The sequence below is a fragment of the Stenotrophomonas sp. GW821-FHT02D01 genome (assembly GCF_059421765.1).
This window is the reverse complement of record NZ_JBWKVP010000003.1, coordinates 84,029-109,757: the sequence shown is the minus strand read 5'-3', so window position 1 is coordinate 109,757 and position 25,729 is coordinate 84,029. Positions and strand designations below refer to the sequence as shown.

At 66.4% G+C, this 25,729-nt stretch carries 32 protein-coding genes; 11 read left to right on the top strand and 21 right to left on the bottom strand.

The annotated features are described in order from the left end of the window. Nucleotides 1-2: 2 nt before the first annotated feature. From gspG to AC07UW_RS07975, 7 genes are all read right to left on the bottom strand, one after another. The gene (gene gspG, locus AC07UW_RS08005; protein WP_313248187.1) at nucleotides 3-440 is read right to left on the bottom strand and encodes a type II secretion system major pseudopilin GspG; all 438 of its coding nucleotides are present in this window, start codon (nucleotides 438-440) and stop codon (nucleotides 3-5) included. 57 nt (nucleotides 441-497) lie between these two features. Then, nucleotides 498-1,082, bottom strand: a complete 585-nt coding sequence (locus AC07UW_RS08000) for a hypothetical protein (RefSeq protein WP_495211794.1) — start codon at nucleotides 1,080-1,082, stop codon at nucleotides 498-500. 119 nt (nucleotides 1,083-1,201) lie between these two features. Further along, a complete protein-coding gene (locus AC07UW_RS07995; RefSeq protein WP_495211793.1) occupies nucleotides 1,202-1,753 on the bottom strand; it encodes a hypothetical protein in 552 nt (183 codons plus the stop codon). 53 nt (nucleotides 1,754-1,806) lie between these two features. Further along, nucleotides 1,807-2,787: a FecR family protein gene (locus tag AC07UW_RS07990; RefSeq protein ID WP_025874364.1), complete on the bottom strand. Its 981-nt coding sequence runs from the start codon at nucleotides 2,785-2,787 to the stop codon at nucleotides 1,807-1,809. Between the two features lie 69 nt (nucleotides 2,788-2,856). Then, on the bottom strand, nucleotides 2,857-3,387 hold the full coding sequence (locus AC07UW_RS07985) for an RNA polymerase sigma factor (RefSeq protein WP_025874363.1): 531 nt from the start codon (nucleotides 3,385-3,387) through the stop codon (nucleotides 2,857-2,859). Between the two features lie 16 nt (nucleotides 3,388-3,403). Next, the gene (locus AC07UW_RS07980; protein WP_495211933.1) at nucleotides 3,404-4,084 is read right to left on the bottom strand and encodes a TonB-dependent receptor; all 681 of its coding nucleotides are present in this window, start codon (nucleotides 4,082-4,084) and stop codon (nucleotides 3,404-3,406) included. A 148-nt stretch (nucleotides 4,085-4,232) separates the two neighbouring features. Beyond that, the gene (locus tag AC07UW_RS07975) at nucleotides 4,233-4,697 is read right to left on the bottom strand and encodes an Lrp/AsnC family transcriptional regulator (RefSeq protein ID WP_025874361.1); all 465 of its coding nucleotides are present in this window, start codon (nucleotides 4,695-4,697) and stop codon (nucleotides 4,233-4,235) included. Between the two features lie 124 nt (nucleotides 4,698-4,821). Here AC07UW_RS07975 and AC07UW_RS07970 point away from each other — a divergent pair, with 124 nt between their 5' ends. The 4 genes from AC07UW_RS07970 to AC07UW_RS07955 all read left to right on the top strand — a co-directional run bounded on the left by AC07UW_RS07970 (nucleotide 4,822) and on the right by AC07UW_RS07955 (nucleotide 7,979). Further along, nucleotides 4,822-5,556 carry an AzlC family ABC transporter permease gene (locus AC07UW_RS07970; protein WP_033831262.1) on the top strand — a complete coding sequence of 245 codons (735 nt, stop codon included), beginning with the start codon at nucleotides 4,822-4,824 and terminating at the stop codon, nucleotides 5,554-5,556. Continuing rightward, nucleotides 5,553-5,867, top strand: coding sequence for an AzlD family protein (locus AC07UW_RS07965; RefSeq protein ID WP_033831264.1), 315 nt, complete (start codon nucleotides 5,553-5,555; stop codon nucleotides 5,865-5,867). The genes AC07UW_RS07970 and AC07UW_RS07965 overlap by 4 nt, the downstream gene beginning before the upstream one ends. Before the next feature lie 151 nt (nucleotides 5,868-6,018). Next, complete coding sequence (locus AC07UW_RS07960) at nucleotides 6,019-6,447, top strand: PAS domain-containing protein (protein ID WP_495211792.1); 429 nt, start codon at nucleotides 6,019-6,021, stop codon at nucleotides 6,445-6,447. Then, nucleotides 6,444-7,979, top strand: a complete 1,536-nt coding sequence (locus AC07UW_RS07955; RefSeq protein ID WP_495211791.1) for a diflavin oxidoreductase — start codon at nucleotides 6,444-6,446, stop codon at nucleotides 7,977-7,979. Before AC07UW_RS07960 ends, AC07UW_RS07955 begins: the two co-directional genes overlap by 4 nt. 128 nt (nucleotides 7,980-8,107) lie before the next feature. Here AC07UW_RS07955 and AC07UW_RS07950 read toward each other — a convergent pair whose 3' ends face one another. The 11 genes from AC07UW_RS07950 to moaA all read right to left on the bottom strand — a co-directional run bounded on the left by AC07UW_RS07950 (nucleotide 8,108) and on the right by moaA (nucleotide 16,040). Next, the gene (locus AC07UW_RS07950; protein WP_263934907.1) at nucleotides 8,108-8,776 is read right to left on the bottom strand and encodes an ATP-binding cassette domain-containing protein; all 669 of its coding nucleotides are present in this window, start codon (nucleotides 8,774-8,776) and stop codon (nucleotides 8,108-8,110) included. Further along, complete coding sequence (gene modB / locus AC07UW_RS07945; RefSeq protein ID WP_025874355.1) at nucleotides 8,766-9,449, bottom strand: molybdate ABC transporter permease subunit; 684 nt, start codon at nucleotides 9,447-9,449, stop codon at nucleotides 8,766-8,768. The genes AC07UW_RS07950 and modB overlap by 11 nt, the downstream gene beginning before the upstream one ends. A 3-nt stretch (nucleotides 9,450-9,452) precedes the next feature. Further along, nucleotides 9,453-10,196 (bottom strand): molybdate ABC transporter substrate-binding protein, encoded by a 744-nt coding sequence (gene modA, locus AC07UW_RS07940; RefSeq protein ID WP_495211790.1) that lies wholly within the window; start codon nucleotides 10,194-10,196, stop codon nucleotides 9,453-9,455. A 19-nt stretch (nucleotides 10,197-10,215) separates the two neighbouring features. Continuing rightward, on the bottom strand, nucleotides 10,216-10,992 hold the full coding sequence (locus tag AC07UW_RS07935; RefSeq protein ID WP_495211789.1) for a helix-turn-helix domain-containing protein: 777 nt from the start codon (nucleotides 10,990-10,992) through the stop codon (nucleotides 10,216-10,218). Between the two features lie 69 nt (nucleotides 10,993-11,061). Further along, on the bottom strand, nucleotides 11,062-11,427 hold the full coding sequence (locus tag AC07UW_RS07930) for a hypothetical protein (RefSeq protein ID WP_495211788.1): 366 nt from the start codon (nucleotides 11,425-11,427) through the stop codon (nucleotides 11,062-11,064). Next, nucleotides 11,424-11,921 (bottom strand): molybdenum cofactor guanylyltransferase, encoded by a 498-nt coding sequence (gene mobA, locus AC07UW_RS07925; RefSeq protein ID WP_495211932.1) that lies wholly within the window; start codon nucleotides 11,919-11,921, stop codon nucleotides 11,424-11,426. Before mobA ends, AC07UW_RS07930 begins: the two co-directional genes overlap by 4 nt. A gap of 138 nt (nucleotides 11,922-12,059) precedes the next feature. Beyond that, entirely contained in the window at nucleotides 12,060-12,539 is a 480-nt protein-coding gene (locus AC07UW_RS07920) for a molybdenum cofactor biosynthesis protein MoaE (RefSeq protein ID WP_313250919.1), read from the bottom strand. A 3-nt stretch (nucleotides 12,540-12,542) separates the two neighbouring features. Continuing rightward, nucleotides 12,543-12,803, bottom strand: coding sequence for a MoaD/ThiS family protein (locus AC07UW_RS07915; protein WP_049463966.1), 261 nt, complete (start codon nucleotides 12,801-12,803; stop codon nucleotides 12,543-12,545). After that, nucleotides 12,803-14,056, bottom strand: a complete 1,254-nt coding sequence (locus tag AC07UW_RS07910; RefSeq protein WP_495211787.1) for a molybdopterin molybdotransferase MoeA — start codon at nucleotides 14,054-14,056, stop codon at nucleotides 12,803-12,805. Before AC07UW_RS07910 ends, AC07UW_RS07915 begins: the two co-directional genes overlap by 1 nt. Continuing rightward, the gene (gene moaCB / locus AC07UW_RS07905; RefSeq protein WP_495211786.1) at nucleotides 14,053-15,051 is read right to left on the bottom strand and encodes a bifunctional molybdenum cofactor biosynthesis protein MoaC/MoaB; all 999 of its coding nucleotides are present in this window, start codon (nucleotides 15,049-15,051) and stop codon (nucleotides 14,053-14,055) included. The genes AC07UW_RS07910 and moaCB overlap by 4 nt, the downstream gene beginning before the upstream one ends. A gap of 8 nt (nucleotides 15,052-15,059) precedes the next feature. After that, nucleotides 15,060-16,040, bottom strand: coding sequence for a GTP 3',8-cyclase MoaA (moaA, locus tag AC07UW_RS07900; RefSeq protein WP_495211785.1), 981 nt, complete (start codon nucleotides 16,038-16,040; stop codon nucleotides 15,060-15,062). Nucleotides 16,041-16,622: 582 nt separating this feature from the next. Between moaA and AC07UW_RS07895 the strand changes: the two genes are divergently transcribed. From AC07UW_RS07895 to AC07UW_RS07885, 3 genes are all read left to right on the top strand, one after another. Further along, nucleotides 16,623-16,997: a hypothetical protein gene (locus AC07UW_RS07895; RefSeq protein WP_495211784.1), complete on the top strand. Its 375-nt coding sequence runs from the start codon at nucleotides 16,623-16,625 to the stop codon at nucleotides 16,995-16,997. Between the two features lie 214 nt (nucleotides 16,998-17,211). After that, a complete protein-coding gene (locus tag AC07UW_RS07890) occupies nucleotides 17,212-17,712 on the top strand; it encodes a hypothetical protein (RefSeq protein WP_495211783.1) in 501 nt (166 codons plus the stop codon). Continuing rightward, nucleotides 17,691-18,500, top strand: coding sequence for a hypothetical protein (locus AC07UW_RS07885; RefSeq protein WP_495211782.1), 810 nt, complete (start codon nucleotides 17,691-17,693; stop codon nucleotides 18,498-18,500). Before AC07UW_RS07890 ends, AC07UW_RS07885 begins: the two co-directional genes overlap by 22 nt. 102 nt (nucleotides 18,501-18,602) lie before the next feature. Here AC07UW_RS07885 and AC07UW_RS07880 read toward each other — a convergent pair whose 3' ends face one another. Further along, nucleotides 18,603-19,418 carry an AraC family transcriptional regulator gene (locus AC07UW_RS07880; RefSeq protein WP_336028929.1) on the bottom strand — a complete coding sequence of 272 codons (816 nt, stop codon included), beginning with the start codon at nucleotides 19,416-19,418 and terminating at the stop codon, nucleotides 18,603-18,605. Nucleotides 19,419-19,495: 77 nt separating this feature from the next. Between AC07UW_RS07880 and AC07UW_RS07875 the strand changes: the two genes are divergently transcribed. The 4 genes from AC07UW_RS07875 to AC07UW_RS07860 are packed head-to-tail and all read left to right on the top strand — an operon-like array spanning nucleotide 19,496 to nucleotide 23,988. Further along, nucleotides 19,496-21,454 carry an FUSC family protein gene (locus AC07UW_RS07875; protein WP_495211781.1) on the top strand — a complete coding sequence of 653 codons (1,959 nt, stop codon included), beginning with the start codon at nucleotides 19,496-19,498 and terminating at the stop codon, nucleotides 21,452-21,454. A gap of 4 nt (nucleotides 21,455-21,458) precedes the next feature. Then, nucleotides 21,459-21,674 carry a DUF1656 domain-containing protein gene (locus tag AC07UW_RS07870; protein WP_025874327.1) on the top strand — a complete coding sequence of 72 codons (216 nt, stop codon included), beginning with the start codon at nucleotides 21,459-21,461 and terminating at the stop codon, nucleotides 21,672-21,674. Further along, the gene (locus tag AC07UW_RS07865; RefSeq protein WP_495211780.1) at nucleotides 21,671-22,555 is read left to right on the top strand and encodes an HlyD family secretion protein; all 885 of its coding nucleotides are present in this window, start codon (nucleotides 21,671-21,673) and stop codon (nucleotides 22,553-22,555) included. Before AC07UW_RS07870 ends, AC07UW_RS07865 begins: the two co-directional genes overlap by 4 nt. Next, on the top strand, nucleotides 22,552-23,988 hold the full coding sequence (locus AC07UW_RS07860; protein ID WP_495211779.1) for an efflux transporter outer membrane subunit: 1,437 nt from the start codon (nucleotides 22,552-22,554) through the stop codon (nucleotides 23,986-23,988). Before AC07UW_RS07865 ends, AC07UW_RS07860 begins: the two co-directional genes overlap by 4 nt. A gap of 75 nt (nucleotides 23,989-24,063) precedes the next feature. Here the strand turns inward: AC07UW_RS07860 and AC07UW_RS07855 are convergent, their stop codons facing one another. Then, complete coding sequence (locus tag AC07UW_RS07855; RefSeq protein WP_025874323.1) at nucleotides 24,064-24,627, bottom strand: fasciclin domain-containing protein; 564 nt, start codon at nucleotides 24,625-24,627, stop codon at nucleotides 24,064-24,066. A gap of 292 nt (nucleotides 24,628-24,919) precedes the next feature. Then, a complete protein-coding gene (locus AC07UW_RS07850) occupies nucleotides 24,920-25,714 on the bottom strand; it encodes a hypothetical protein (protein ID WP_157804391.1) in 795 nt (264 codons plus the stop codon). Between the last annotated feature and the right edge of the window lie 15 nt (nucleotides 25,715-25,729).

Here is a 25,729-nt window from a genome sequence, read left to right as displayed (position 1 = left end):
CCTCACAACTGCCAGGAGCCGATGTCCGCATTGCCAGCCTCACCGCCGGGCTTGCTGTCGGCCCCCAGCGAGAACACGTCGATATCACCGTGCGTGCCGGGATTCTGGTACTGGTAGGGATGCCCCCACGGGTCATCCGGCAGGCGGTCGAGGTATGGTGTGACCGGCATCGCGCCGCTGCCCTGCGGCGGCTTCACCAACCCCTGCAAGCCCTGCTCGGCGCTGGGATAACGGCCATTGTCCAACCGGTACAGCTTCATGGCCTGCATCAGCGCGGCGATGTCCTGGCGTGCCGCCACCACGCGGGCCTGGTCGGGGCGATCCATCAGCCGCGGCACGATCAGTGCAGCCAGAATGCCGATGATGACCACCACCACCATGATCTCGATCAGGCTGAAGCCCTGCTGCCGAGCCCTGCGACCACCCATCTGCGTTGCCATTGTTCCGCCCTCATCATCCTGGAAGAGACCGCCGCCCCATGGTCAGCGGCACATGTGTCAGTACGATAAACATCCTGCGGAAATCGGCCGTTCCTGCAGCCGATCACCCACACGGCACGCGTTCGCTACGCAGGCAGCGTCCAGCAGCGAAGACGGAACGCGCGCAAGCGTTTCCTCCACGCAGTGCTGCAGCAGTGGCGCGGCACACGCCTGCAGGAGGCGCATGCACTGCGGGGGCGACCAGGCCATGCCATGGTCGAAGCCGATGAATTGCCGGTACACTTGGTGATAGCGCAGATCGTCGTGCAGGCGCTGCACGCTGCCAGGGGCGCACAGCGCGATCAGCAGCACCGCACGCTGCACCATGCGCACTTCCGCGCTCTCCTGCGCAAGCGTGGCCAAGGCCGCTTCAGGCCACGGCTGCAGGCATGCGTCCAGCGCCTGCCGCAGCAGCATCAGCGGATGGCCGCTGACATCCAGCGCTGACCACCTTGCCGCATCGGCCCAGGCATCGCTGGACAGCATCCACACCCACGGCTGCCCATAGCGCTGCACATTCACTGGCGCATGCCGTGCCTGCTCCAGCGACTGGCTCAGGTGGCGGTCCAGCTCCAGCATGCTGATCCTGCGACTGTCGTTCATCGGCGTCGCCTGCGCTCCGCGACGCGGGAGCGTCGTACTCTGCAGAAGACGTCAGCAAGGCAACCGAAGCGACAGCACGAATGCGATGTTGAGCAGTGCGTGGCAGCATCGCGGGAATGTCACCGCAACGTCATCCGCCTGCAGGCTTGCAGGTCCAGGCGGGGCGCCTGTCCGCCACACCGCCGGGCCAGCACGGCAACGTCGCTGCGCTGCGCGAATGCCGCCAGCGCGTGCATCGCGTCCGGGTCATCCAGCAGCGCCGCCGTCATCGCCTGCAGCAGTGGCAGCTGCCATCCCTCCATCTGTGCATCGCTGGCGGCCACGAACCAGTGCCACAACCGGTGGTAGCGCACGTGATCGTGAAGTGCCGCCAGACCCTCGATGCCGTGCATGGCCATCAGCAACAAGGCACGTGCCAGTGCAGCGGCAGGCAGCGTTCCCGATTCCGAAAGTGGCAGCGCCTGCCGCTGCAACCGCAGCAGCATCGCCAACGGATGGTCCTGTGGCTCGAACTCCAGCAGCACCGCCTGCTGCCGCCACTGCGGGTCGGACACCACGCATACCCACGGCGCGCCATAGCGGTGCACCATCAGCGGCCGCCGCTGGGTGGTTTCCAGCAGCGCCGACAGATTGCGGCGCAGATCCAACACACCGATGGTCTCGTTGCGCATCCTTGGCCTCTCCATGCATGCAGCGGGCGTGCGCGTCGCGCGCAGCCAGGGTCTTACCCCAAGACGGCAATTCCACCGGGAAAGCGACGCAGGCCGAGTGACAGCGTCTGCCCGAGCTGCTCCAGTGCGGCATCCGGATCATCAATGCGGAAGCGACCACTGACCGGCGCCCGCGCCAATGCGGATTCGCCCAGCAGCACCTTGCCGCGCCGGTAGCGGTTGATCTCGGCCACCACCTCACGCAGTGGCGCGCGGCGGAACACCAGCATGCCTTCGGTCCAGGCGCTGACTTCGGCCGCCACGGCTTCGGCCACCACACCACTGAGGCGCTCGTCATACACCGTCTGCTGGCCGGCCTGCAGCTGCAGGCGACCTTGCGGATGCTCAATGCGCACGCTGCCGCGCAGGCAGGTCACGCGCACCTGGCCATCGGTATTGCGCACATCCAGGCGTGCTGCGCCCTCGTCGGCCACCAGGCAACCCGGCCCGGCGAACAGCGCCAGGCGCGCTCCCGCAGCGGCCTCGATCGCCGCCTGTCCCTGCACCAGCTCGAAGCCTTCACCCTGGGCATCACTGCGCCGGCGCAGGCTGCTCTGCGTATCCAGTTCGATCTTTAGGTGCGGCGTCGGCGCAATCTGCAGCCGCTCGCCGGTACCGGTATGGAAATCGGCGGTCATCGCCGTCACCGAAGGCCACAGGCCCAGTGGCGGGTGCAGCGCAGCCACCACGGCCAGGCTCGCAGGTGCCGCCACGGCCGCACCCAGGAATGCGCGCCGGCTCCAGCGTTGTGCCGGGGTTGCAGGCTGCGGCTGGCGCGCAGCGGCAGGCAGCTGCTCACCGGCCAGGCGTACCTGTTCCCATTGCCGTTTCGCGCGCGCAAAGGCGTGCCGATGGCCGGGATCGGCCTCGCACCATTGGCGGAATTTCCTGGCATCGGCCGCAGTGGCTTCGCCCGAGGTCAACCGTACCACCCACGCGTGGGCCTGGCGCTCCACGGCGTCGAGCGGGCGGTGCGGTTGATCGTCAGCGTCCATGAGGGCTCTTGCCGTCCCCGCACGCTGCGGGGTTCTGCTCGGCGTCAAAGTGTAGACGGATGCCGTGCCTCAGAACCGCACCTGCCGTCCCTGCCCGCTGCGTTCGGCCAGGTAATCCTGTGCGGCTTTCAGCTCACGCTGCACCAGCCGCAACGAGACGCCCAGGTGCTCGGCCACATCGCGCTGCTGCAGGCCGTCCACACGGATCGCCAGCAGTATCCGACGGCGGCGCTCGGGCATCCGCTGCAGCAGGCCGACCATGTCTTCCAGCGCCATCTCCTGCTCGGCCGCCTGTGCGGGCCCGGGGCCGGGATCGGCCATGTCCATCAACGTATCCACTTCTTCCAGGCTCAGCAGGCGATGGTCGGCGCGCTGGCGGTCGATCACGGTGTTCATCGCCATGCGCAGCAGGTACGCGGCGGGGTTCTGTACCGGGTCCAGGCGATCACGACGCGTGCTCAGGCGCATCCAGGTGTCCTGCAGCGCGTCGCCCGCCAGCTCTTCCGAGCCCAGCTTGCGCACCAAGCGGCGCTTCAGTTCGTCGTACGCGCCCAGTAGATGGTCCATCAGGTCTACCGCCCCAGCCGTGCTGTTGCTCATGTTCGATTCCTTGACGTCATGGTTGGGGCGGGCGCCGGCCACAGTCGTGGCTCGCGCTGGAAGGACGGATCTGCAGTGTCACCGGCTGCGGCAGCGCGGCAGCATCGGCGTCCAGCCGCAGCACCTGCATCGCCTGCAGAAGACGCGCATCGCGGCGGGGGCTGCCGCTGCCGGCAAGCAGTTCGGGTTCCTGCACCTGGCCGTCGTTGGCAATGCGGAAGCGCAGCGTCGCCGCATAGGCGCCCGGTGCAAGGTCAGGGTCGCCACAGAATGCAGTGCGCAGCCGCTGCTGCAGGTCGCCGAAGCGGCGACGCTGCCCGAGGTCGGTGGTCACATCGGTCGGGGAGGCATCGGTGCCCGCGTGTGCGCCGCGGCGCAGTACCACGCGCTGCGCACCGATCAGCTCGGCCTCGACACCCGTATCCTGCAGCACCACCTGCAGCGCCTGCAGTGGCGGCAGGCTGGCCTGCAGCGGATGGCTGCTGCGGCCCGTGCCGAGGTCGCCGGGATACATCACCGACCACCCGCTGACGACACTGAAGCGCTCGACCGCCTGTTCCAGCGGCTGCGCGGGAATGTCATAGGCGCGGATGTCGTCCTGTGCGGCGGCAGCGAAGGCGAACAGCAACCCGGCGGCGGCCGCCACCCTCCAACGTCTGATCGCATGCTGTCCATTCAGCCCCCTGACGTAGAACACATGACCCTCGGCAGCGACATCAGCTGCAGCGGCGAAGCGCGGTGCGACCAGGCGGGTCGACCTGCGCACGGCCGGCAAGCGGGTCAAACCGTAGCGGCGTCACGTGTCATTGCGATGACGGCGGCGCGCAGGGGACGCGCCGGGCCGTTCAGACCGGCAGTTCAGTGGTCTGCTTGATCCGCTGCATGGGGATTTCGGTCTTGGTGTTCTGCACCCCGGCGATCCGGTTGAGGTGCTGTATCTGGAACTGCCGGTACGCATCAAGGTCGGCCACGGCCACCCGCAGCAGGAAGTCGCAGTCGCCCGCCATCAGATGGCATTCAAGCACTTCCGGGAAGGACTTGATGCTGTTGATGAAGTGGTTGGTGGTGTCTTCGTCCTGGCCACGCAGCCACACGCGGACGAACACCGTGAACCCACGCCCGATCCTCGCCGCGTTGAGCAGGGCCACGTAGCGATCGATGTAGCCGCCCTCTTCCAGCAGGCGGACCCGGCGCAGGCAGGCGGACGGCGACAGCCCCACCTGTCGCGAAAGCTCCAGGTTCTGCAGGCGACCATCGCGCTGCAGGGCGTCGAGGATGCGGCGGTCCAGGTTGTCGAGCTGGTACTGCATGAAATTTCACCCATCAGGCTGATGGCCGCATGATATTCCACATTCCGTCGGCTCAATGGCATCAACGCAACCCGATTTCGTGATCGGACCGTTAGCATGGGCCACCCCCACCCGTTGTTGATCCATGGACGCCCGAACCACCCTGCCCCTGCCTGATCCCGCGTGCGACACAGCACCGCGCGCCGAATTCCTGCGCGGCCTGCGCGCCGCCGTGCCGGTGATGATCGGCTTCATTCCTTTCGCCCTGGTGCTCGGTGCCCAAGCCGCCCAGAAGGGCCTGTCGGCGCTGGAAGTGCCGCTGATGACCGGCCTCAACTTTGCCGGTGGCTCTGAATTCGCCGCGGTCGAACTGTGGACTTCGCCGCCACACATCGCGCTGATCGTAGCGATCACCGCACTGGTCAACAGCCGCCACCTGTTGATGGGCGCCAGCCTGGCGCCGCTGCTGCAGCACCTGCCGCGCCGTCGCGTGCTGCCGGCGCTGTTCTTCATGTGCGATGAAAGCTGGGCACTGGGCGTGGCCGATGCGCGCCGTCGGGCACTGGGCTTCAGCCTGTCCTACTACCTCGGCGTGTCGGCCGGCCTGTACACCGTGTGGGTACTGTGCACCGCGCTGGGCGCGATCGTCGGCCCACTGCTCGGTGACATCCACGCCTATGGCTTCGACATGGCCTTCCCCGCCGTGTTCCTGGTGTTGCTGCGCGGCATGTGGCAAGGCATGCGCGCCGCCCGGCCATGGCTGGTCAGCCTGGTGGTGGCAGCGGGCACCTACCTGCTGGTGCCCGGCGCTTGGTACGTCGCCAGCGGCGCGCTGGCCGGTCTGGCCGCTGCGTGGCTGCTGGCCGAGGACGCCGCATGATCTTCAACGGCCTGATCCACTGGACCTCGGTGCTGACCATCATCCTGATGGCCGCCGCCACCTATCTCACCCGCATCATCGGTTTCCTCGCGCTGCGCAACCGCACCCTGAGCAAGCGCGCGGTGACGGTGATGGAAGCCGCCCCGGGCTGCGTGCTGATCTCGGTGATCGCCCCGGACTTCGTGGCCGACAAGCCGGCCGACCTGGCTGCACTGGCGATCACGTTGCTTGCGGCCACGCGGCTGTCGATGCTGCCGACGGTGCTGATCGGCGTGGTATCGGCGGGTGTGCTGCGGTATGTGATGGGGTGAGCCCCCGCTAGCGCCGCCCCTCCCTGCGACAGCCGGTCGCAGCCCCCTCCGGGCACACGCTTGACCTATATCAATCCGCCCCACGCCACGGGCGCGTATCTCTATGCAGGAACCCAATACGCCGGCGTCACCGGCATCCAAAGGACCTGCGATGAGCTACACCCCCGACACCGCCCAGCTGCTCAACGCCATGCAGAACGTGATGGTGATTTCCACCACCGACCTGCAGGGCAACATCACCTATGCCAACGACCTGTTCTGCACGCTCACCGGGTTCGCGCGCGAGGAACTGATCGGCCAGCCGCACAGCATCGTCCGCCATCCGGACGTACCCAAGGCCGTCTACAAGGACATGTGGGACACCATCAAGGTCGGCAAGACCTGGACCGGCATCGTGCCCAACCTTGGCAAGGGCGGCGTGCTCTACGTGGTCGACACCACCGTGCAGCCGCTGTTCGACGCCGATGGCAACATCACCTCGTACATCAGCATCCGCCGCGTGGTGAACGACCTGATGCAGAACTACGACCTGGTCGAGTTCAGCAAGGAAACGTTCGACGACTTCTACGAGGCTGCGTGAACGCCATCCCCACACGCAGGCCCATCAGCCGGCTGCTGCTGGGTTTCGCCTCCGAGTCGGGCAACGCCCGCGCCCTGGCCCAACGCCTGGGTGCGGACCCGGAACTGCAGCCGCATGGACCGCAGGTCCTGCCGTTCAATGACATCGATGTGGCCGGCCTCGGCCACGGCGATGTGCTGCTGGCCATCTCCAGCTCGTTCGGCGACGGCGAGCCACCGGCCAATGGCGAGCGCTTCTTCGAGTCGCTGCGACAGGCGCCCGCCCTGCCCGGACTGCGCTACGCGGTGTTCGGCCTGGGGGATACCGGCTACCCCAGCTTCTGCGGTTTCACCAAGGCGCTGGATGCAGCGTTGAGTGATCGTCAGGCGCAGCCACTACTGCACCGTGTCGACGCCGACCTCGGCTACGAACAGTTCTTCCAGCAGTGGCGGCCGGTGCTGGGCCAAGTACTGGACGGTGATGCGACCGCCGGCCAGGATCTGCGCCTGCAGGTGACGGCCTACGGCGAAGACAACGCGTTCGCCGCCGGCATTGTCGAACGGCGCCGACTGAATCACAGCACCCCCGCCGCCTGGCACCTGCAGCTGGACATCGCGGGCAGCGGCATGGCCTACCGGGCCGGCGACACCCTGCATCTGGTTGCAGAAAACGATCCTGCGCTGCTGCAGGCCCTGGCCAGCTGGTATGGCGATTCCAGCGCCGTCGACGCGCTGCGCGACCGCGAACTGCGCCTGCTCAGCAAGGGCGTACTGCGCGAACTGGCCAGGCTGGGGGGTAGCGACGTACTGAAAAGCCTGCTGAAGATCAGCCAGAAACGCGAACTGGACGCCTACCTGCATGGCCTGGACCTGCTGGACGTGCTGCAGGACCACGCCACCCCGCAGTCGGTTCCGCTGGCGCGATTGCGCGAGCTACTCTCACCCTGCCTGCCGCGCGCCTACTCGATTGCCTCGCATCCGCGCGATGACCAGCTGAGCCTGTGTGTACGCGAAGTGCGCTACGCCCTGCGTGGCCGCGAACGCTTCGGCACCGCCACGGGCAGCCTGCTGCACGGCGGCGACACGGCGCGTGTGTACTGCCGCTCCAATCCGGGCTTCCACCTGCCCGAAGGCGGCGACGCGCCCCTGCTGCTGGTGGGCACCGGTACCGGCATCGCGCCGCTGATGGGTCTGATGCAGGAACTGCAGGCCACCGGCGATGCGCGGGAGGTCCATCTGGTGTTCGGCGAGAAGCACCGCGAGCATGACTTCCTGTACCGCGAGCAGTTGCAGGACTGGCAGGCGCGTGGCGTACTGGCCAGCCTGCACACAGCGTTCTCGCGCGATGCTGCGCAGAAGGTCTATGTGCAGCATGTGCTGCAGCAGCAGGCCACGCAGATGCGGGATGTGCTGGCCCGTGGCGGCCACATCTACCTGTGTGGCAACAAGAGCCACCTGGAAGGTGCGATGCGCGAAGCCATCGACGCGATCGGCGGCGAAGGCCATTGGGATGCCCTGCGCAGTGAGGGTCGCACCCACTGCGAGCTGTATTGAACCGTCCCTCGGGTAGAGCCGGGCGCTGGCCGGCTGCTGTTGGCGCTACGACGCTGCCGGCCAGCGGCCGGCACTACCTGCGTGGATACATGGCGCGCCAGGATATGGCCCGTCACAAACGCCGCGCGTCATCCGCCGACGACGCGCCCGTCCACCACCCGCGCCACCTGCTGGCCGAACACCGCCACATCCTGCGGGTCGTGGCTGATCAGCAGCAGCGGAATACCGGTTTCATCCAGCACGGTTTCCAGCTCCTGCCGCAGGTGCTGGCGCAGGTCGTGGTCGAGCGCTGCGAACGGTTCGTCCAGCAGCAGCGCCTGCGGCCGGGTCACCAGTGCACGCGCCAACGCCGTGCGCTGGCGCTGTCCGCCCGATACCTGCGACGGCAGCAGATCCGCCACGTGCTCGATCCGGAATGCCTGCAGCCACTGCTCCACTGCCTCGATACGGGTGCCACGTGGTGGATTCAACCAGCCCCGCTGCAGCCCGAACGCCACGTTCTGACGCACGCTCAGGTGCGGAAACAGCGCGTAGTCCTGGAACACATATCCCAGGCGACGACGCTGCGGTGGCAGATCGACCCCCGCTCCCGCATCGAACAGTGCCTGCCCGTGCAGGCGCACATGCCCTTGCTCCGGTCGTAGCAGGCCGGCCACCGCTTTCAGCGTCAGGCTCTTGCCAGCGCCGGAAGGCCCGAACAGCACCACCTGCCGCTGCGTGCACTGCAGTGCAACGTCCAGCTCGAACGTCTGGCCGGACGCCTGCAATCGCCGCTGCACCTGCAGGTCAAGCCACATCGCGCAGCTCCCGGCGGCGCCCACCCACCAGGCGCGCGGCCAGCAGCAGGATCACGATGCACACCACCGACGTCAGGATCACCAGCGCATTGGCCTTGCCATCCTGCCCCGCCTGCACCGCTTCATAGATGGCGATCGACAAGGTCTGCGTGCGGCCCGGAATGCTGCCGGCCACCATCAGCGTGGCGCCGAACTCACCCATCGCCCGTGCGAACGCCAGCAGCAGGCCCGCCAGAATCCCGCGCCATGCCAGCGGCAGGGTGATGCGGAAGAACACCGCCGCTTCGGACACGCCCAGCGTGCGCGCGGCCTGCTCCAACTGACCGTCCACTTCCTCGAATGCAGCGCGTGCTGGCTTGAACACCAGCGGAAACGACGCCACCGCAGCAGCGATCACCGCCGCCTGCCAGGTAAATACCAGGTTGATGCCGAACCACGACTGCAACCAGGCGCCGATCGGGCCATTGCGCCCGATCAGCACCAGCAGGTAATAGCCCAGCACCGTCGGCGGCAGCACCATCGGCAGGGTCAGTATCGAATCCAGCAGTTCCCGACCGGGAAAGCGCCGTCGGGCCAGCAGCGCGCCAAGTGCCACGCCGGCAACAAGATTGATCGCCGTGGCCCAGCCGGCCACCTTCAACGACAATCCCAGTGCGCTCCAGTCCAGGTCCATCCGTCAGGGCTTGCCGAACCCGTGCTTGTGCAGGATCGCCTGGCCCTGCGCCGAGCGCACGAACGCCGCGAAGCGCCTGGCTTCCACCGGCTGCGTGCTGGCCTGCACCACCGCCAGCGGATAGGCGATGCGTCCGGCAACCGGAACCTGGAACGCGCGCCGCACGCGATCAGGCATTGCCTGCGCGTCGGTGGCGTAGACAAACCCCGCATCCACCTCGCCCCGCGCCACGTAATCCAGCGACTGCCGCACGTTCTGCGTACTGATCACCTTGCCCTGCACGGCCGGCCACAGCTTGGCGGCCTGCAACGCCCCCTGCGCGTAGCGACCCACCGGCACGCTTTCCGGGTTGCCCAGTGCGATGCGCTGCACAGCGGCACCCGCCAGATCGGCCAGTGCGCGCGGCGGCGCTTTCGCCTGCGGCGGCACGACCACCCACAGCGCGTTCACTGCGAAGACCTCGCGCGTACCCGCTGCCAGCAGCTTCTGCTGCGCGGCCTGGTCCATCGTTTTTTCATCGGCGGAGGCGAACACATCCACCGGCGCGCCGCGCGCGATCTGCTGCAGCAACACCCCGGAGGCAGCAAAGTTGAAGTCGACCCTGCTGCCCGGGTTCGCCTTCTCATAGGCTGCGCCCAGCTCGCGGAAGCCCTCGGTAAGGCTGGATGCCGCCGACACCGTAAGTTCGGCCGACCACGCTGGCAGCGCAGCCACCATCCCCAGCAACAACACGCCCAGCGTCTTCATATCGGCTCCTTGGCCGTGTTCAATCCGGTTCGGAATCCCTGGCCACGGCCAGCGCCGCCAGCCGCTCGGGTTGCAGCAGCAGCATCTCACGTTGGTTGACTGCGATGACACCCTCCTCGCTCAGCCGCCGCAGCACCCGGCTGACCGTCTCCGGCGCCATCCGCAGGTAGTTGGCGATCTCGGTGCGGGCCATGGTCAGGTTGAAGCGGGTCGCGGAGAACCCGCGCCGTGCATAGCGCTCGGACATGTCCATCAGAAAGGCGGCCATGCGCTCGTCGGTACGGTGGTTGGCCGCCAGCGTGGCGACCTTGCCGATCTCCGCACTGAGCAGGCTGAACAGCTTGGCCTGCAGCCCCGGCATGCGGGTGGCCAGCAGGCTCAGCTTGGGGAACGAAATGCGGCACAGGTGCACCGTATCCAGTGCCACCGCATTGCAGGGGAAGCGCGAACCGTGAATCGCGTTGAGCCCGATCACCTCGCCCGGCAGAGCAAAACCCAGCACCTGCTCGTTGCCCTGGCTGTCGTCGACGAAGGTCTTGACCATGCCTGCGCGCACAGCGGCGATGGAATCGAAGGCCTCACCCGCACGGAAGATGTATTCCCCCGCATGGAACGGCCCGACGTGGTCGACCAGCACATGCAGTTCGCCCAGCGCCGTCTTGTCATAGCCCTGCGACATGCAGGCATCGGAGAAGGCACAGGTGCTGCAGAAATGCAGCGCGTCGCCATCATCGGCGGCGGCAGGATTCGGCGTGGCCCGGCCGGGGCGCGGCTGAGGGGACGGAATCGAAGACATCACGGCAACGCTCGAACGGAAGCCTCCATCATACGGCACGGCCCCATCGCCTTCCGTGCACTGCACGGGTCACGCCGCAGGTGACGTGCTGCGCCGGCCTGCGCCGCGCTGGCGCACGCTGTCGCGCACATCCACATCGAACTGCAGTTGCAGCGTGGTGCCGTCGTCCAGATACAGCGCAAAGGCCAGGCCATCGCGGCATGGCAGGCGTCCAGCCAGGTCCTCCACGGAAGACCGGGGCAATACCAGGCGGCAATCGGTGCCGCTGTCGAGCAGCACAGCGCTTTCACCGCCGTGCAACGAAACGGCCGTGCCCCAACCGCCGCTGCCACCGAATCGGGTCAGGTTCTCCACCGTTTCACCGGCCAGCAGCGTGGCCAGCTCGGCCTCGTCCAGGCGCAAGCGCATTGTCTGTTCCTGCAACTGCACCTTCATGAGGCAACGTCCTCCCATTGGGTGGGGGTATTGCAGTTGATCAGGGCGCTTTCATCGGCGTGGGCCAGGCGCAGTGCCTGTGCGTCCAGCCGGTGTTGCAGGGCCTGCAGGGAGCGCGGGCCGAGGGGATCGTGGATCATGGTTTCGAGGATCGTGCGGCTTTCATTGCCTACATTAAACAGCATCGGAAGCGGATGCCCGTCAAAGATCGTGCAAGCGCCGCGATGTCGCTCACGCAACTGCTGCAATAGCTCCGAGGTCAACCGGGGTGTATCCACCGGCACCACCCAGGCAGGGCCATCGGGCATCTGCACCGCCACGCTGTACAGGCCACCCAGTGGCCCGCAGCGCGTGATCTGGTCCGGCACGCCGCCGAACGCCGGATAGCGTCCGCTGACCCAGACCCGATCTGCCCCGGCCAGCCGCAACGTGCCGCGCATGTGCTCCAGCAGCGTGCGCCCCTGCCAGGGCAGCAGCGCCTTGTCACGGCCCATCCGGCTGGACAGGCCACCGGCCAGCACGATGCCGGCGATGGGCGTTTTCACGCGGGAAACCCGACCACGCCATGCGTGACCGCTCCTGTCGGGCGCGAGGGGAAGGCTCCATCCACGCATGGCGTGGATCTACCCGAGTCAATGATGATCATGCGCCGGTTCACCGTCGGCGTGGCACAGCGTGCAGCCTTCGCTCCACTCGCTGTCGCCGTCCTCGTAATGTTCCTGCTTCCAGATCGGGCACTGGTGTTTCACCGCCTCGATCAACTGCCGGCACGCGCGGAACGCTTCATCACGGTGCGGGCTGCCCGCAGCCACCACCACCGCAACATCGCCAATGCCCAGGCGGCCCTTGGCATGCGCCACATACAGCTTCAGCTTCGGCCCGAACGTCGCTTCGATCTCCGCCGCAAAGCGCTGGATCTCGTTCAGCACCAGCGGTTCGAACAGGTCATAGGTGATGCCGGTCACCGGCCGCCCCACATTGAAGTCGCGCACCTTGCCGATGAACACATCGATGCCGCCGAATGCCGGGTCGGACACCGCCGCGATGCCTTCGGCCGGGTCGATGGCGCGCTGCGCGCGGTCCACCACCTTGGCAGTCACGTTGCTGCTCATGGCTCAGCCCCCGCTCACCGGCGGCAGGATCGCCACCTTGCCATCGGCAGGCAGCGCCTCGTGGTCACGCAGCACGCGCTGCTGGTCGGCAAAGGCCGAATAGTCCAGCAACCCGGCGCGGAAACCGGGAAAGCGCACCGGCAACAGCTCACGCAGCGCCTGGCGCAGATCGGCCACCGTGCCACCGGCCACCTCCAGCGCGATCTCGCGGCTGGCATCCAGATCGGAAAATGCACCGAACAACTGCAGATTCACCTGTTTCATCATGACTCCTGGGTTGCCAGCTGCAGCGGGTCCTGATGGCCCCAGCCCTGCACGCGCACCGGTGTGCCGGCCGCGACGAGGTCACCCTCGCCCTCCAGCACCACCCAGGCGTTGGCCTGCAGCATCGATTTCAAACGGAACGATTCCTGCCCAGACAGCACGCGCGCGCTCAAGCGCCCCTGCGCGTCCACGTCCACCCGCGCACGCGCGTGGAAGCGCAGGCCCGGCGGTTTGCGCACATCGGCCTGCAACGGCAGCTGCAGCAGCGGCTCTGCGACCAGGCCCAGCAGGCGACGCAACACCGGTTCAACGAAGAAACGCTGCCCCACCGCCGCCGACACCGGGTTGCCCGGCAGGCCGAAATACAGCGCGCCATCGGGCAGCACTGCAAACAGCAGCGGCTTGCCCGGGCGGATCGCCACCTTGTGGAACACGATGCGGGCGCCGCGGGCGCGCAGCGCATCGGGAATGAAGTCGTAGCGGCCGGCCGACACCGCGCCGGTGCTGATCAGCACCTTCGCACCCGCAGCCAGCGCGTCGTCCAGCACCGCATCGAAGGCAGCCACGTCATCGCCCACCGTGCCCTGCCACACCACCTCGGCACCGGCGGCCTGCAGGCGGCTGATCAGATAGGGCCGGTTGCTGTCACGGATCTGTCCGGACTCCAGCGCCTGCGCCGCTTCGGTCACCAGCTCCTTGCCGGTGGCAATGACCGCGACCTTCGGCCGTGCCACCACCGCCACCTCGGCCACGCCGATGGCGTGCAGCAGGGTGCGTGCATTGATGTCCAGCGCCTGCCCGGCCTGCAGCACGCGCTCGCCTTCTTCCACGTCCTGTCCGCGCAGGCGCACGTTCTGGCCAGGTTTCACCCCGCTCTTCAACGCAATGCGGGTCGGGCGACCCTGCTCGCTGGCAAGGATCTCCACGTTCTCGATCGGCACCACCGTATCCAGCCCAACCGGCATGCGCGCGCCAGTCATGATTTCCCAGGCGCCGTCGCCGCCCTCGGCACCGACGTCGCCCGCCGCCTGCCAGCCCTGCACCACAAATTCGGTATCGCTTTCGAACGGCGTGCCATTGGCGCGCAGCGCGAAGCCGTCCATCGCCGAGTTGTCGAACGGCGGCAACGACTGCCCGCTGATGATGTCCGTGGCCAGGATGCGACCCGCAGCCTCATGCAATGCCAGCCGCTCGGCCGGCAGCGGTGCAGCCGCTTCCATCAGATGCTGCAGTGCTTCGCTGTAGGCAATCATGCGTGGCCACCGCCATCGACCATCGCCAATGCGTGGCCCAGCACCGGCGCCAGAATGTCCAGGCACTGCGCGGCCGCACGCGGGCTGCCCGGCAGCGCAAACACCAGCATGTCATCCAGCTGCACCACCTCGGCCCGGCTGAGCCAGGCCATCGGCGTGTGCTGCGCACTCAACGCGCGCACCATCTGCGCCAAGCCGTGCACCGGTCGCGCATTCAACGAACGCAGCGCCTCCGGGGTCAAGTCGCGCGGGCCTAGCCCGGTGCCGCCGGTACACAGGCACAGGCGTACGCCCTCGCCCGCCAGCGCACGCAGCCGGCCCGCAAGCGGTTCGACACCATCGGGCAGTACCTCGACAGCCACCACCTCGCCACCGAGCGCCTGCAGCCCGCTCACCAGCTTCGGGCCGGACTCGTCGGCATAGCTACCCTCGCTGGCACGATCACTCAGGGTGATCACCGCGCAGGCCGCACCGCTCAGGCCCTTCGGCGGGCGCGGTCTGAAGCGCTCGCGCTCACTCTCGTCCATGCCTTCAGGGTGCAGCCACAGGCCGCGCTTGCCGCCTTCCTTGAACAGCAGGCGGATGCCCTCGATGCGCAGTGCCGGCTCCACCGGCTTGCTCAGGTCGTACAGGGTCAGCAGTGCCGCGTTGACGCCGGCAAGCGCCTCCATCTCCACACCGGTGCGGGCCTCGCTGGCGCACTCGCACCACACGCGTATCGCCTGCCGCTCCGGCACCGGCGCGCAGTACACCTGCACCAGTTCCAGCGGCAACGGGTGGCACAGCGGCATCAGCATCGAGGCCATCTTGGCGCCCTGCAGCCCGGCGATCTCGGCCATCACCAGCGCATCGCCCTTGGGCAACCGGCGCTCGACAATCAGCGGGTAGGCCACTGGCCCGGCATGCAGCTCGCCCACCGCTACCGCGCGGCGGCGGGTAACGCGCTTGTCACGCACATCGGCCATGTGGAAGGCCGCAGTCAATTCACCACTCATCGTGTTCCTCATCCTCCAATCGAAGCCAGATGCGGGGTCAACCCGGTCTGTCCCTGGTGCAATCCGTGCCCGGCCGCTTTCAGGCCAAGCTGTGTGGTGATGCGTGCCAGCAGCGCGTCCTGGTCGTCGTCGCTCTGCAACAGCGGGCGCAGCGGCACGCCGAATTCGCCGAACAGGCACAGCCGCAGGTCACCCTTGGCGGTCACCCGCAGGCGGTTGCAGCCCTTGCAGAAGTCACGCGAGTACGGGGCGATGATGCCCACCGTGCCGCGATGCTGCGGGTGGCTGAACTCGCGCGCCGGGCCGGCATCGTCCGCGCGCGGGCGCTCGTGCCAGCCAGCGGCCAGCAGCTGTTCGATCACCACATCGGCGCGCAGATGGTGGCGCTGGAAATAGGCTTCGTTGTCGCCGGTGCGCATCAGTTCGATGAAGCGCACGCTGAAAGGGCGGTCGCGCAGGAACGCCATCCACTGCGGCAGCTCGTCGTCGTTCAGGCCGCGCAGCAGCACCGCATTGAGCTTGATGGCTGGCAGGCCCAATGCCTGTGCCATCTCCAGCCCCTGCTGGATTTCCGGCAGGCGGTCATGGCCAGTGATGGTGCTGAAGCGCTCGCGCTGCAGGCTGTCCATGCTCACGTTCAGCGCGGTCAGGCCGGACCGGTGCCAGCCCGGCAGGCGCCGCGGCAGCAGCGTGCCATTGGTGGTGATGGCCACCTTGCGGATGCCCGGCACGGCCGCCACCGCAGCGATGATTTCGTCCAGATCCCTGCGCAGGCTGGGCTCGCCCCCGGTCAGGCGGATCTTGGTCATCCCCAGCATGGCAAAGGCACGCACCAGGCGCGCGATCTCGTCCACCGCCAGGAAGCGCGGGCGGCCGTCGGCCTGGTAGCCATCGGGCAGGCAATAACTGCAACGGAAGTTGCAGGCCTCGGTCAATGACAGGCGCAGATACGGGAAGCGGCGTCCGAACCCGTCGGTGAGTTGGCTCATGGCTGTTTCACTCCTGAGCCCACCATGCCGCTGGGCGCCTGAACAGGTTGTCGACCCGAGCCCTCAGAGTGCGCCGGAGCGCTGGAAGCGTCAACCCGGAGCTCGACTGCGGTGGCGCTGGAGGGTACGGCCTTCAACCCTGTCGTTTTCGAACCGGCTGCTACGTCTCGCTTCTTCACTCAATCACGACACCTGTCGCAGATTGCCTGGTCGCGGTGGGTCATCGCGGCAGCCAGCAGTGCCGGTACTTAACAGCGTGGTTCAATGCCGAAAGCGTCTCCAATCGTGAGCTATTTGCAACTCTTCTGATTGGCATTGCACAGCGACGCGGGCTCAGATGGCGTGCCACCGAAAACGGGTGGCCGGGCTTCGAATCCCCGTGATGCTCTATGCGTTGTTTACGCTTGCCAGCCGGCGTCACCTTGCGTGGCGCCGGCTGGCAATCCGTCTGCCGGCTATGGCGGGCGGTGCGTGGGGGCTTGATGCCCGCCGGTGTATGCGTAGAGCTCCGGGATTCGAACCACGTACCGTCCGCCACCTTTCTGTGTGGCGGCTACCGATTGCCTTGCACGGAGCCTCGCCATGAACGGATCTGACCTGCCTCACCTGCACGCCTACAGCGACCCGGCCAACGCCGATGACCTGGCAGAGGCTGTGCCCTGTGCGGATGCGAACACCCTGAGTGCCAACCTGAGACGCATCGGCAAAGGCGCCGCCGCCGGGGGGCAGCCCTGGCCGGAGCGACACCAGCTGCCCGGGCGCTGCATGGCGCTTGCCGATTCGGATTGCGCGTTGGCCGGGTTGCGGGTGGTACAGGAAGTGCTGCTGGCGGCAGAGCGGACCCGGCAGAACGGCGAGCCCGAGGACTACGTGGGCGACCGGGTGATGGAGGGGCTGATGCTGGCGTGCCTGGCGTTGAGTGCGCAGGCTGTGGGGCGGTTGCAGGTGAGCGAGTAGTCGCTTCTGCCGATGTCGTAATTGCCCCGGACTCCCCCTTCCTCTCGCCCGCGCAATTATGACGCTCTTCCCACTATCCTCGGTCCTGTGACCGCTCCACGCCGCCACGCATCTTCTTTGCCTTTTGCGGGCACGACAATGCTGACAGGGCAGATAAGGGTAGCGAAATCGCTCAACCCCTCAGTCTTGGGCAGATGGAGACATCAGAAGGTCAATGAAAATCATCAAGAGCACTTTGGCGTTGCTCGTCGCAGCCGGTTGCTGTTCCGCGCCCTACGCAGTGCACGCGTATCAGCTGGCGAAAGAAGAGGCAGATGTCAGGCTGGTAGACGGCATCCCTGCCATCTGCATTCCGCAAAAAGCATGGCGGTCGTTTCCGGTTTCAAGCCTCCTGCTGATGGAGCCCCATACACTCCATACAGGAAGGTGGGCCATCAGTCTTAAGGACGATGCCAAGCCGATGAAACTCAGGCCTGGCAAGTGCATTTCATATAGTTCAATGCCTGACGGGTACCAGCACGACCCAGACGAAGACGATGCGGAGAATTTCCATTTCAGATTGAACACGCTCTACTATTTCCAAATGGGGCGAGACATTCCAATTCTCTGGTACATGCCTACTGCAATATACGAAGCGACATTCTGCTTCAAGGAGGATGCCAATGGCGTCCTCAGCATTCATAAGGAGTCAGCATGCCAAGACTCCAGCAGATGAGATCTTCCATCGCAACAACAGTTCTTGCACTCCTGTTTCTCAGCGGCTGTCAACTCGCTCGCAACAGCACTCTTTCACCCAAGCCAGAGGCTGGCACGATCCAGGTGACGATCAAGGTGCCAGAGGAGCTTGTAGCGAGAGACATGCAGGTGATCTACCGCTCGACGAAATGCACCACGACGTACCGTTCCATGCTGGATTGGGAGAAGCGCACGCGAGACAATTATGCGGGACTTCATCTTCAACCTGTACGTCGGCCCGGAACAGACCTTTACGAGGCCACGCTGGCAGTGAATGGAGGCGGAGCGTGCCGCTGGAGACTCAGCAACGCGATTTTTGGCGTCAGTTACAGAGATCCATCCAAGTTTGGCAGCGACGTGAAATTGGGCGCGGGAGGCGGCCTCATCGTAATGTTTGATGAATCTGCCTCCGCACACGGCGGCCCCAACTTCAAAGCCAGCATCAGCGCTGAAGGCGTCGCCTCAGTGAAGCAGAACTATTACCCTTGGTTGCACGAACGCTTTCTTGGCGGAGATAGAAAGAGCATCAGCCTGACGACGGACGCAGACATATTCATCAGGTTCCGAGCACCGAACGCACGTGCAGTCCACTTTGAACCTATCTTCCATCCCCAGTTCCTCGTCCGATCCATTGGTCCCAAGGTGAAGCGAAAAGGCGAAAGCACAGTGTTCCTTTACCCAGACGGCAGTCATTCGACGGAGTCCCGGACCGAGCCTAGTTTCAAGAAACTTGAAGCCATGCGGCAGGCTGCTGAGGCGAGGCTCTAGGCTGGCCTCGCTGAAGTTGGCGCGGGAGCCGACAACACTAATCCCTGTCGGCAAAGCCATCACCACGACCACACTGTTTCACCGCGCTCATGCCAGTCACCATCAACCACCACGAGCAGCAGAATCCTGATTCCGCAACCGCGCCGCAAAATACCGCGTAGGCGATTGCCCCAGCGCCTTCTTGAACATCGTGATGAACGCCGTCACCGATTCATAGCCCAGGGTTTCAGACACCCGCTGCACAGCCGCGCCGCCGGCAAGCTCGCGAATCGCAACCAGCAGATGCAGCTGCTGCCGCCAGCGCCCGAACGACAGTCCGGTTTCCCGATCAATCAGCCGCGTCAACGTGCGCTCACCCAACGCCAGGCGCTTGGCCCACTCGCTGATGGTGCTGCGATCGGCCGGATTGGCCGACAGCGCCGCAGCCAGCGCACGGATCTTGGGGTGGTCGCTCACCGGCAGGTACAACCGCTCGGCCGGCATCTGCACCAGTTCGTCCAGCAGCACTCGCGCCAGGCGATCGGTGTGCCCGCCGCGCGGGTAGTCCTGCGGCGCATCGGCCAGGTGCAGGATCATCTCGCGCACCATCGGCGAGATCGACAGCGTCACGCAGTGCAGTGGCAGGTCGACAACGCCCGGCTCGACGAACAGATAGCACAGGCGGGCGTTGGCGGTGGCCCGGTTGCTGTGCGGCATGCTGCCCGGAATCCACACGCCGCACTGTGGCGGCACGATCCACAACGCATTGGCCACCTCGCAGGTCACCGCGCCATGAAGTGCCAGGATCAGCTGTCCCTTGCGGTGGTTATGCACTGGAATCTCGGCATCGTGGTCGGCCACCTGCAGGCGGCTGGCCACTGCCGGCCGATCCGTCGCGTCCGGGTCCAGATCAAAGCCAGGCAGTGAAATGCGAGTCATTCTCGATGACCGGATTCAGCGATAGAGTGACATTCTAGCGAAATTCGGCGGCGGGGCTCGCTGAATACGATGGCGCCATGCACATCCCCGCCCCTACCCGCCCTTGGCTTTCGCGCCCCATCGCGCTGTTGACGTCGCCCGCATTGAAGGGCGACGGCGAAGCGGTGCTGTTCTCGCTCAAATGCCTGCTCGCCGCGATCCTCGGGCTGTATGTCTCGCTGCGCATCGGCCTGACCCGCCCGTTCTGGGTGATCGGCACTGTGTACCTGGTGTCGCAGCCGATGTCCGGCGCGACACTCAGCCGTGGCCTGTTCCGGCTGCTGGGAACGGTCGGCGGTGCGGTTGCTACGGTGCTGCTGGTGCCGCGGTTCGCCAACGCGCCGATGGTGTTGAGCGTGGTACTGGCCGCCTGGATGGGCCTGTGCCTGTATTTGGCCATGCTTGACCGCACACCGCGTGCGTACGCCTTCCTGCTGGCCGGGTACACCACCAGCCTGATTGGTTTCCCGGCGGTGATGGTGCCCGATGACGTCTTCACCATCGCCATCACCCGCGTGCAGGAAATCTCCATCGGCATTCTTGCGGCGACGCTGGTCCATGGCCTGCTGTGGCCACGCCGGGTCTCGCCGCGTGTGCACGCGCGCGTGGCATCGATCCTCGCCGATGCGGAGCGCTGGACGCGGGACATGCGCGCTGGCGCAAACGAAACGGTACTGGCTGCGGATCGCTCCAAGGTAGCCGCGGACCTCCTCGACCTGCACACGCTGTCCATCCACCTGCCGTTCGACAGTGTGCACGGCGTCGCCCAGGTGCAGATCCTGCGCGCACTGCATGACCGGATGCTCGATGTGCTGATGCTGTCCAGCGCCGTGGACGAATCACTGGCCCAGCTGCGCGCGCAGCCCGCTGGCACGGCGCACACCACTTGGCAGGAATTGATGCGTGCAGATCTCTGCGCACGTCAGGCCGAACTCGATGCTGCGCATCACGACTGCCGGCTGCTGGAAGAGCAGCTGCACGCTGCCCGCCCGGACTGGCGCCGGCATGTGCCCGCGCACCTTGCCAGGAAGGCGAGCGGTCATGTGCTGCATCGTGACCACCGGATCGCCCTGCGCAGCGCCTTGGGTGCCTTCGTTGGCATCGTACTGGCCTGCGCGCTGTGGATCATTACCGCGTGGTCCGATGGTGCAACCGCCGTCTCCATCATCGGTACGGCCTGCGTGTTGTTCGGGACCACCGAGGCACCTGCCGGGCATGTCATGCGCTATCTGATCGGGTCGACCATCGGCGTGGTCATCGGGCTGTTCTACGCGCTGGTTATCTTTCCGGGCCTGTCCGATTTCGTCGGCCTGGCCATGGCACTGGCGCCGGCACTGCTGGTGTGTGGCTCGTTCCTCGCCCGCCCGCCGTTCATCATGGGCGCATTGGGGGTAGTGCTCACCTTCCCCCTCATCGCCGGGTTGGGCGCCACCAATGCCACCCACATCGCGGGCGCGCTCAACAGCAGCGTCGCGCTGTTCGTGGGTACGGCGGCGGCGCTGTGCAGCATGTCGCTGTTGCAGACGCTGGACAGCAATCGCAGCCGCGCGCGCCTGCAGGATGTGATCCGGCGGGACATCGCACGCCGCGCCGCCGGGCAGGTGCGAAATGCCAGCGACTGGACAAGCCGCATGGTGGATCGGCTTGCGCTGCTTGCCCCTCGCCTGCGCGGCCATCCGGATGCAGCCCCCACGTTGCGGACGCTGTTTGCGGACATGCGCGCGGCCAGTGCCGTGGCCGAACTTCGCGTAATTGGCGGGGCGTTGAGTGATCGCCGCAGCCACGACTGCCTGGCGCAGTTGCTGCACAGCGCGTCGGCCCACTTCCGTATCCGTACCTCCACATGCCGCACAGTGGATACGCGGCTGCTGGAATCACTCGAGCGCACACGCGAGGTGATCATCGCTGGCAACAACGGCGCATCCGAACGTGTTCTTCCGCTGCTCTGCGGCCTGCGCCGCGACCTGATCGCTCCGTTGATCGTACATGGGGACTGAGTCGATGTTCTCCGATATCTCCATTGACGGCGTCTTCGTTCCCGGCCTGCTGGCGGTGGCACTCATCGCACTGGCGCTGTCGATGATGGCCTCGCGGCTGCTGGCAAGCCTCGGCCTTTACCGGCTGTTCGCCTATCGCCCGCTGGTGGGCCTTTCGCTGTTCGTGATCCTGGCGGAGCTGCTGATCCAGCTCGCGCCCCTGCTTGAGAAACTGAAATGAAGCACCTGTTGAGTGTCATTGGACGCTGGAGCGCAACGCTCTGCCTGTTCGTCGTTGCCGTCATCGCGGCCCTGTCCCTGTGGAACCGTTACGAAACGCAGCCGTGGACGCGCGACGGCCGCGTGCGCGCGGACGTGATCCGCGTGGCGTCGGACATGGGCGGGCTGGTCACCCAGGTGCTGGTGCAGGACAACCAGCGGGTGAAAGCCGGGCAGCTGCTGCTGGTGCTGGACCAGCCGCGCTACGCCGCCGCGCTGGACAAGGCCGATGCCGCAGTGAGCAGCGCGCAGGCCACGCTTGCCCTTGCCCGCCGTGAATCGAAGCGGGACATCGCGCTGGGCAACCTGGTGGCTTCGGAAACGCGGGAACGCAATGCCGCCAAGGTCGATACCGAAGTGGCCGGTCTTGCACAGGCCCGTGCGGAGCGGCGGGTGGCGCTGCTGAACGTGCAGCGCACCGAAGTGCGCGCCAGTGCCGATGGCATCGTCACCAACCTCGACCTGCACCCGGGCGACTTCCTGCAGCCGGGTGCCCAGGCGCTGGCGCTGATCGACGGCGCCAGCCTCCGGGTCGAAGGCTATTTCGAAGAAACCAAGCTCAACTGCATCAATGAAGGCGATGCCGCTGTCGCCCGCCTGATGGGCGATGGCCGCGACGTGCATGGGCATGTGGAGAGCATCGCCGCCGGCATTGCCGACGATCAGCGCGCGAGCACCCACAACCTGCTGCCATCAGTTGCGTCAACGTATACCTGGGTGCGGCTGGCGCAGCGGATACCGGTGCGCATCCACTTGGACGACGTGGCACCGGATACACGCCTGATCGTCGGCAGAACCGCCAGCGTGACCATCACTCCGCGCGCGCAGGGAGCCTGCAAGTGATCGGTACCGCATCACGCGTGGGCGTGCTCGCCTGTGCGCTGTCGCTGGCCGGCTGTGTGTCCGGCCCGGACTACACGCTGCCGGCCAACGCGGTTGCCGCCGCGCCGGCAGCTCGCCGCGCATTCGTATCCAGCCACCAAGCGGCCTACGCACAGACCGAGCTGCCGGACCGATGGTGGCAGCTGTATGACGATCCAGGGCTCGATGCCTATGTCAGCGAAGCACTGCGGGCCAACACCGATCTGCGCGCGGCCGATGCCAACCTGCGCCGCGCCACAGCGGTGGTGCTGCAGTACCGGGCCGAGCGCTCGGCAAGCACCGACGCAGATGCATCGGCCACACTGGCCCATGCCGGGGGATATACCTCGCCCACCTCGCCACCGCAGGTGTATGCGCTCGGCATCCACCTGTCCTACCCACTGGATCTGGCAGGTGGCATCCGCCGCGGTATCGAGGCTGCCAGCGCCGATGCAGAGGCTGTCGCTGCAGCAAGTGACCAGGTGCGGGTGGTGGTCGCCGCCGCTGTCACCCGCGCCTATGTCGGCATCTGTTCGACCAACCTCACCCTGGCGGCGACGCAGCGGGTGCTCGCTACGCAGCGCGCTACGCTGGACGCCACCACCCGCTTGGCGGCCGGCGGACGCGGAACCGAGTTCGACGTAAGCCGGGCGCGCGCGGCGGTCAACCGCAGCGCGGCGGCGGTGCCGCATCTGGTTGCCGAGCGGCAGGCGGCCCTGTTCGCGCTGGCGGCGCTGATGGGACGCGTACCAGCCGACTATCCGCAGGACGTCGCCAACTGCCAGCAACCGCCGCGCCTGCAGCAGCCGGTTCCGGTCGGCGATGGTGGCCAGCTGATCCAGCGCCGCCCAGAAGTCCGCGCGGCCGAGCGCAGCCTGGCGGCCGCCACCGCGATGATCGGCGTGGAAACTGCAGCCCTGTACCCGCAGGTAAGCATCGGCGCGTCCGCCGGCACGGCAGGTTCATTCAAGCAGCTGCTGAACAGCGACAGCGTCGGCGCGTCCTTCGGACCGCTGCTGTCGTGGCGCTGGCCGAACCGCCGCGCAACCCACGCACGGATCGACGCTGCCGGGGCCAACGCCGATGCTGCGCTGGCATCGTTCGATGGCGTGGTGCTGGACGCGCTGCGGCAGACCGAAACCGCGCTGTCGGCCTACGCGCAGGAGATCGATCGCGAGCACAGCCTTGCCCTCGCCCGCGACGACGCGGCACATGCCAGCGATCAGGCTGGGCAGTTGTACCGGTTCGGCAGGATCGACTTCATCGACGTGCTGTCTGCCGAGGCCGCGCTGGCCGATGCAGAGTCCGCGCTGGCAGCATCGCGCGCGCAGCTGGGGGATCGTCAGGTGGATCTGTTCCTGGCGCTGGGTGGGGGCTGGGCGGCAGGCACAACGCCCGACGCGCTTGATCGCTGAACCGCGCTCAATCGTGAGCGGCTGGCCTGTGAAACCAGCCGCTCCCGCACTGCCATCGATGTTGCGGCCCTGGGCCTACTTCGGCATCAGCACCGAATCGACCACATGCACCACGCCGTTGGACTGCCTTACGTCGGCCGTGGTCACCGCAGACTTGCCACCTTTGGCGTCGACCACCCAGACCTTGCCATCCTGCAGCTTCACCGTCAGCGCTTCACCCTGCACCGTTTTCAGCGTGCTGCTGCCACCGTGGCTGCGCGCTGCTGCGGTCAGCTGGGTGGAGGTGTAGGTGCCCGGCACCACGTGATAAGTCAGGACCTGGGTCAGCTTGGCCTTGTTTTCCGGCTTCAGCAGCGTTTCCACGGTGCCTGCGGGCAGCTTGGCGAACGCCTGGTTGTCCGGAGCAAATACGGTGAACGGACCCTTGCCGCTGAGCGTGTCAACGAGCCCGGCCGCCTTCACCGCAGTCACCAAGGTGCTCAGGTTCTGGGCGGTGGAGGCGTTTTCGACAATGGTCTTGTTCGCGTACATCGGCACGCCACCCACCATCGGGTTGTCGGCGGCAAAGGCGGCCGGGGCAGTTGCGCAGGCAACCGCGACGGTGGCGGCAAGGGTCAGGCGCTGGATCTGGGTACGCATGTTCGTGTCCTCGTTGATAGCCCAACCGGGCTGGGAAATGCGCAGCGTTCGCTGCCATCACTGCACCGCCTTGCAGCCATGCGGGAATGCAGGGCATCCGTAGCAGCAGGGCAACAGCGTTGCGTGCATGAGGGCATACGCCGCAAGCCGATGGCCGGATGCATCGTCTGGCGCTGGGGCAGTGAACGGTTCAACAAGGTGCGTGCCACGTCGTGAGGATGTTCACGGGATCGTGATGCGCTGAAGAGCGGAGAGTTGCCGTGATCGGCTGTCCAAGCAGAGGGGCGCTGCTTCAGCTTTCGCCGCTGGCCCTGAGCTGGGCACTCAACAGACGTGTCAGGGTCCTGCGTGCCAACCAGCCCTGCAGTTGCTTGGCCTTGATGGTCTTGGCCATGAGGCAGGGCGCGCCTTCCACGGTGTGGTCGATGTGGTAGCAGCGCGAGGCGCCACAGAGCTCGGCCTGGCTGGCGGTCACGATGACCACGGTCACCTCCAGGCTGGTGAAGGCGATATCCGCCTTGATGTCCGGGTTCTCAGTGCCGGCACGGTCAATGAGCGTGCGGAAGCGGCCCAGGTCGCGTTCTCCGCCGCTGCTGAGCGGCCCCACGTTGGTGGCGCGCCGGATGTCCTCCTCCTCTCCGGGGACAGCGTTGTTCCAATGTTCAGTGCGCTCGGGAATGACTGCGCGGACGACCTTGCCGCCCGGCTCGATCAGATCGATGACCACATCCAGCAGATACACCGGCTCCAACCCAAGGTTGGTCACAAAACAGTGCGCATCCAGATGCTTGCCCGCACCGGAGGTGATCAGAATGGATGGCCGCTGCTGGCGGCGGTAGCTGCGCAGGAACACGCTCAGATAGACCACCCAGATCAGCGCCGTTACGCAGGTCATGGCGGCGGTGATCAGAGGTGCAAGGTGAAGCAGATTCTGGAGCATTCCCGATGGTGTCTCACGCAGCTTCGCTGGAGAGAACATCATCGCGATTGCATCGCTCGCGGGCCGTGAAGCCATGCTCGTGGCGAAGACGGCACCTCTGCGCGGTTGCCCGCTGGCGTCGGTGCCCGGCTTGGTCGACGCGTCCAACAGTCGTCGTCAGCG

Excerpts from the sequence above, each read along its gene's own strand:
- gspG (WP_313248187.1), bottom strand. The coding sequence starts at position 440 with ATGGCAACGCAGATGGGTGGTCGCAGGGCTCGGCAGCAGGGCTTCAGC.
- AC07UW_RS08000 (WP_495211794.1), bottom strand. The coding sequence starts at position 1,082 with ATGAACGACAGTCGCAGGATCAGCATGCTGGAGCTGGACCGCCACCTG.
- AC07UW_RS07995 (WP_495211793.1), bottom strand. The coding sequence starts at position 1,753 with ATGCGCAACGAGACCATCGGTGTGTTGGATCTGCGCCGCAATCTGTCG.
- AC07UW_RS07990 (WP_025874364.1), bottom strand. The coding sequence starts at position 2,787 with ATGGACGCTGACGATCAACCGCACCGCCCGCTCGACGCCGTGGAGCGC.
- AC07UW_RS07985 (WP_025874363.1), bottom strand. The coding sequence starts at position 3,387 with ATGAGCAACAGCACGGCTGGGGCGGTAGACCTGATGGACCATCTACTG.
- AC07UW_RS07975 (WP_025874361.1), bottom strand. The coding sequence starts at position 4,697 with ATGCAGTACCAGCTCGACAACCTGGACCGCCGCATCCTCGACGCCCTG.
- AC07UW_RS07970 (WP_033831262.1), top strand. The coding sequence starts at position 4,822 with ATGGACGCCCGAACCACCCTGCCCCTGCCTGATCCCGCGTGCGACACA.
- AC07UW_RS07965 (WP_033831264.1), top strand. The coding sequence starts at position 5,553 with ATGATCTTCAACGGCCTGATCCACTGGACCTCGGTGCTGACCATCATC.
- AC07UW_RS07960 (WP_495211792.1), top strand. The coding sequence starts at position 6,019 with ATGAGCTACACCCCCGACACCGCCCAGCTGCTCAACGCCATGCAGAAC.
- AC07UW_RS07950 (WP_263934907.1), bottom strand. The coding sequence starts at position 8,776 with ATGTGGCTTGACCTGCAGGTGCAGCGGCGATTGCAGGCGTCCGGCCAG.
- modB (WP_025874355.1), bottom strand. The coding sequence starts at position 9,449 with ATGGACCTGGACTGGAGCGCACTGGGATTGTCGTTGAAGGTGGCCGGC.
- modA (WP_495211790.1), bottom strand. The coding sequence starts at position 10,196 with ATGAAGACGCTGGGCGTGTTGTTGCTGGGGATGGTGGCTGCGCTGCCA.
- AC07UW_RS07935 (WP_495211789.1), bottom strand. The coding sequence starts at position 10,992 with ATGTCTTCGATTCCGTCCCCTCAGCCGCGCCCCGGCCGGGCCACGCCG.
- AC07UW_RS07930 (WP_495211788.1), bottom strand. The coding sequence starts at position 11,427 with ATGAAGGTGCAGTTGCAGGAACAGACAATGCGCTTGCGCCTGGACGAG.
- mobA (WP_495211932.1), bottom strand. The coding sequence starts at position 11,921 with ATGGGCCGTGACAAGGCGCTGCTGCCCTGGCAGGGGCGCACGCTGCTG.
- AC07UW_RS07920 (WP_313250919.1), bottom strand. The coding sequence starts at position 12,539 with ATGAGCAGCAACGTGACTGCCAAGGTGGTGGACCGCGCGCAGCGCGCC.
- AC07UW_RS07915 (WP_049463966.1), bottom strand. The coding sequence starts at position 12,803 with ATGAAACAGGTGAATCTGCAGTTGTTCGGTGCATTTTCCGATCTGGAT.
- AC07UW_RS07910 (WP_495211787.1), bottom strand. The coding sequence starts at position 14,056 with ATGATTGCCTACAGCGAAGCACTGCAGCATCTGATGGAAGCGGCTGCA.
- moaCB (WP_495211786.1), bottom strand. The coding sequence starts at position 15,051 with ATGAGTGGTGAATTGACTGCGGCCTTCCACATGGCCGATGTGCGTGAC.
- moaA (WP_495211785.1), bottom strand. The coding sequence starts at position 16,040 with ATGAGCCAACTCACCGACGGGTTCGGACGCCGCTTCCCGTATCTGCGC.
- AC07UW_RS07895 (WP_495211784.1), top strand. The coding sequence starts at position 16,623 with ATGAACGGATCTGACCTGCCTCACCTGCACGCCTACAGCGACCCGGCC.
- AC07UW_RS07890 (WP_495211783.1), top strand. The coding sequence starts at position 17,212 with ATGAAAATCATCAAGAGCACTTTGGCGTTGCTCGTCGCAGCCGGTTGC.
- AC07UW_RS07885 (WP_495211782.1), top strand. The coding sequence starts at position 17,691 with ATGCCAAGACTCCAGCAGATGAGATCTTCCATCGCAACAACAGTTCTT.
- AC07UW_RS07880 (WP_336028929.1), bottom strand. The coding sequence starts at position 19,418 with ATGACTCGCATTTCACTGCCTGGCTTTGATCTGGACCCGGACGCGACG.
- AC07UW_RS07875 (WP_495211781.1), top strand. The coding sequence starts at position 19,496 with ATGCACATCCCCGCCCCTACCCGCCCTTGGCTTTCGCGCCCCATCGCG.
- AC07UW_RS07870 (WP_025874327.1), top strand. The coding sequence starts at position 21,459 with ATGTTCTCCGATATCTCCATTGACGGCGTCTTCGTTCCCGGCCTGCTG.
- AC07UW_RS07865 (WP_495211780.1), top strand. The coding sequence starts at position 21,671 with ATGAAGCACCTGTTGAGTGTCATTGGACGCTGGAGCGCAACGCTCTGC.
- AC07UW_RS07855 (WP_025874323.1), bottom strand. The coding sequence starts at position 24,627 with ATGCGTACCCAGATCCAGCGCCTGACCCTTGCCGCCACCGTCGCGGTT.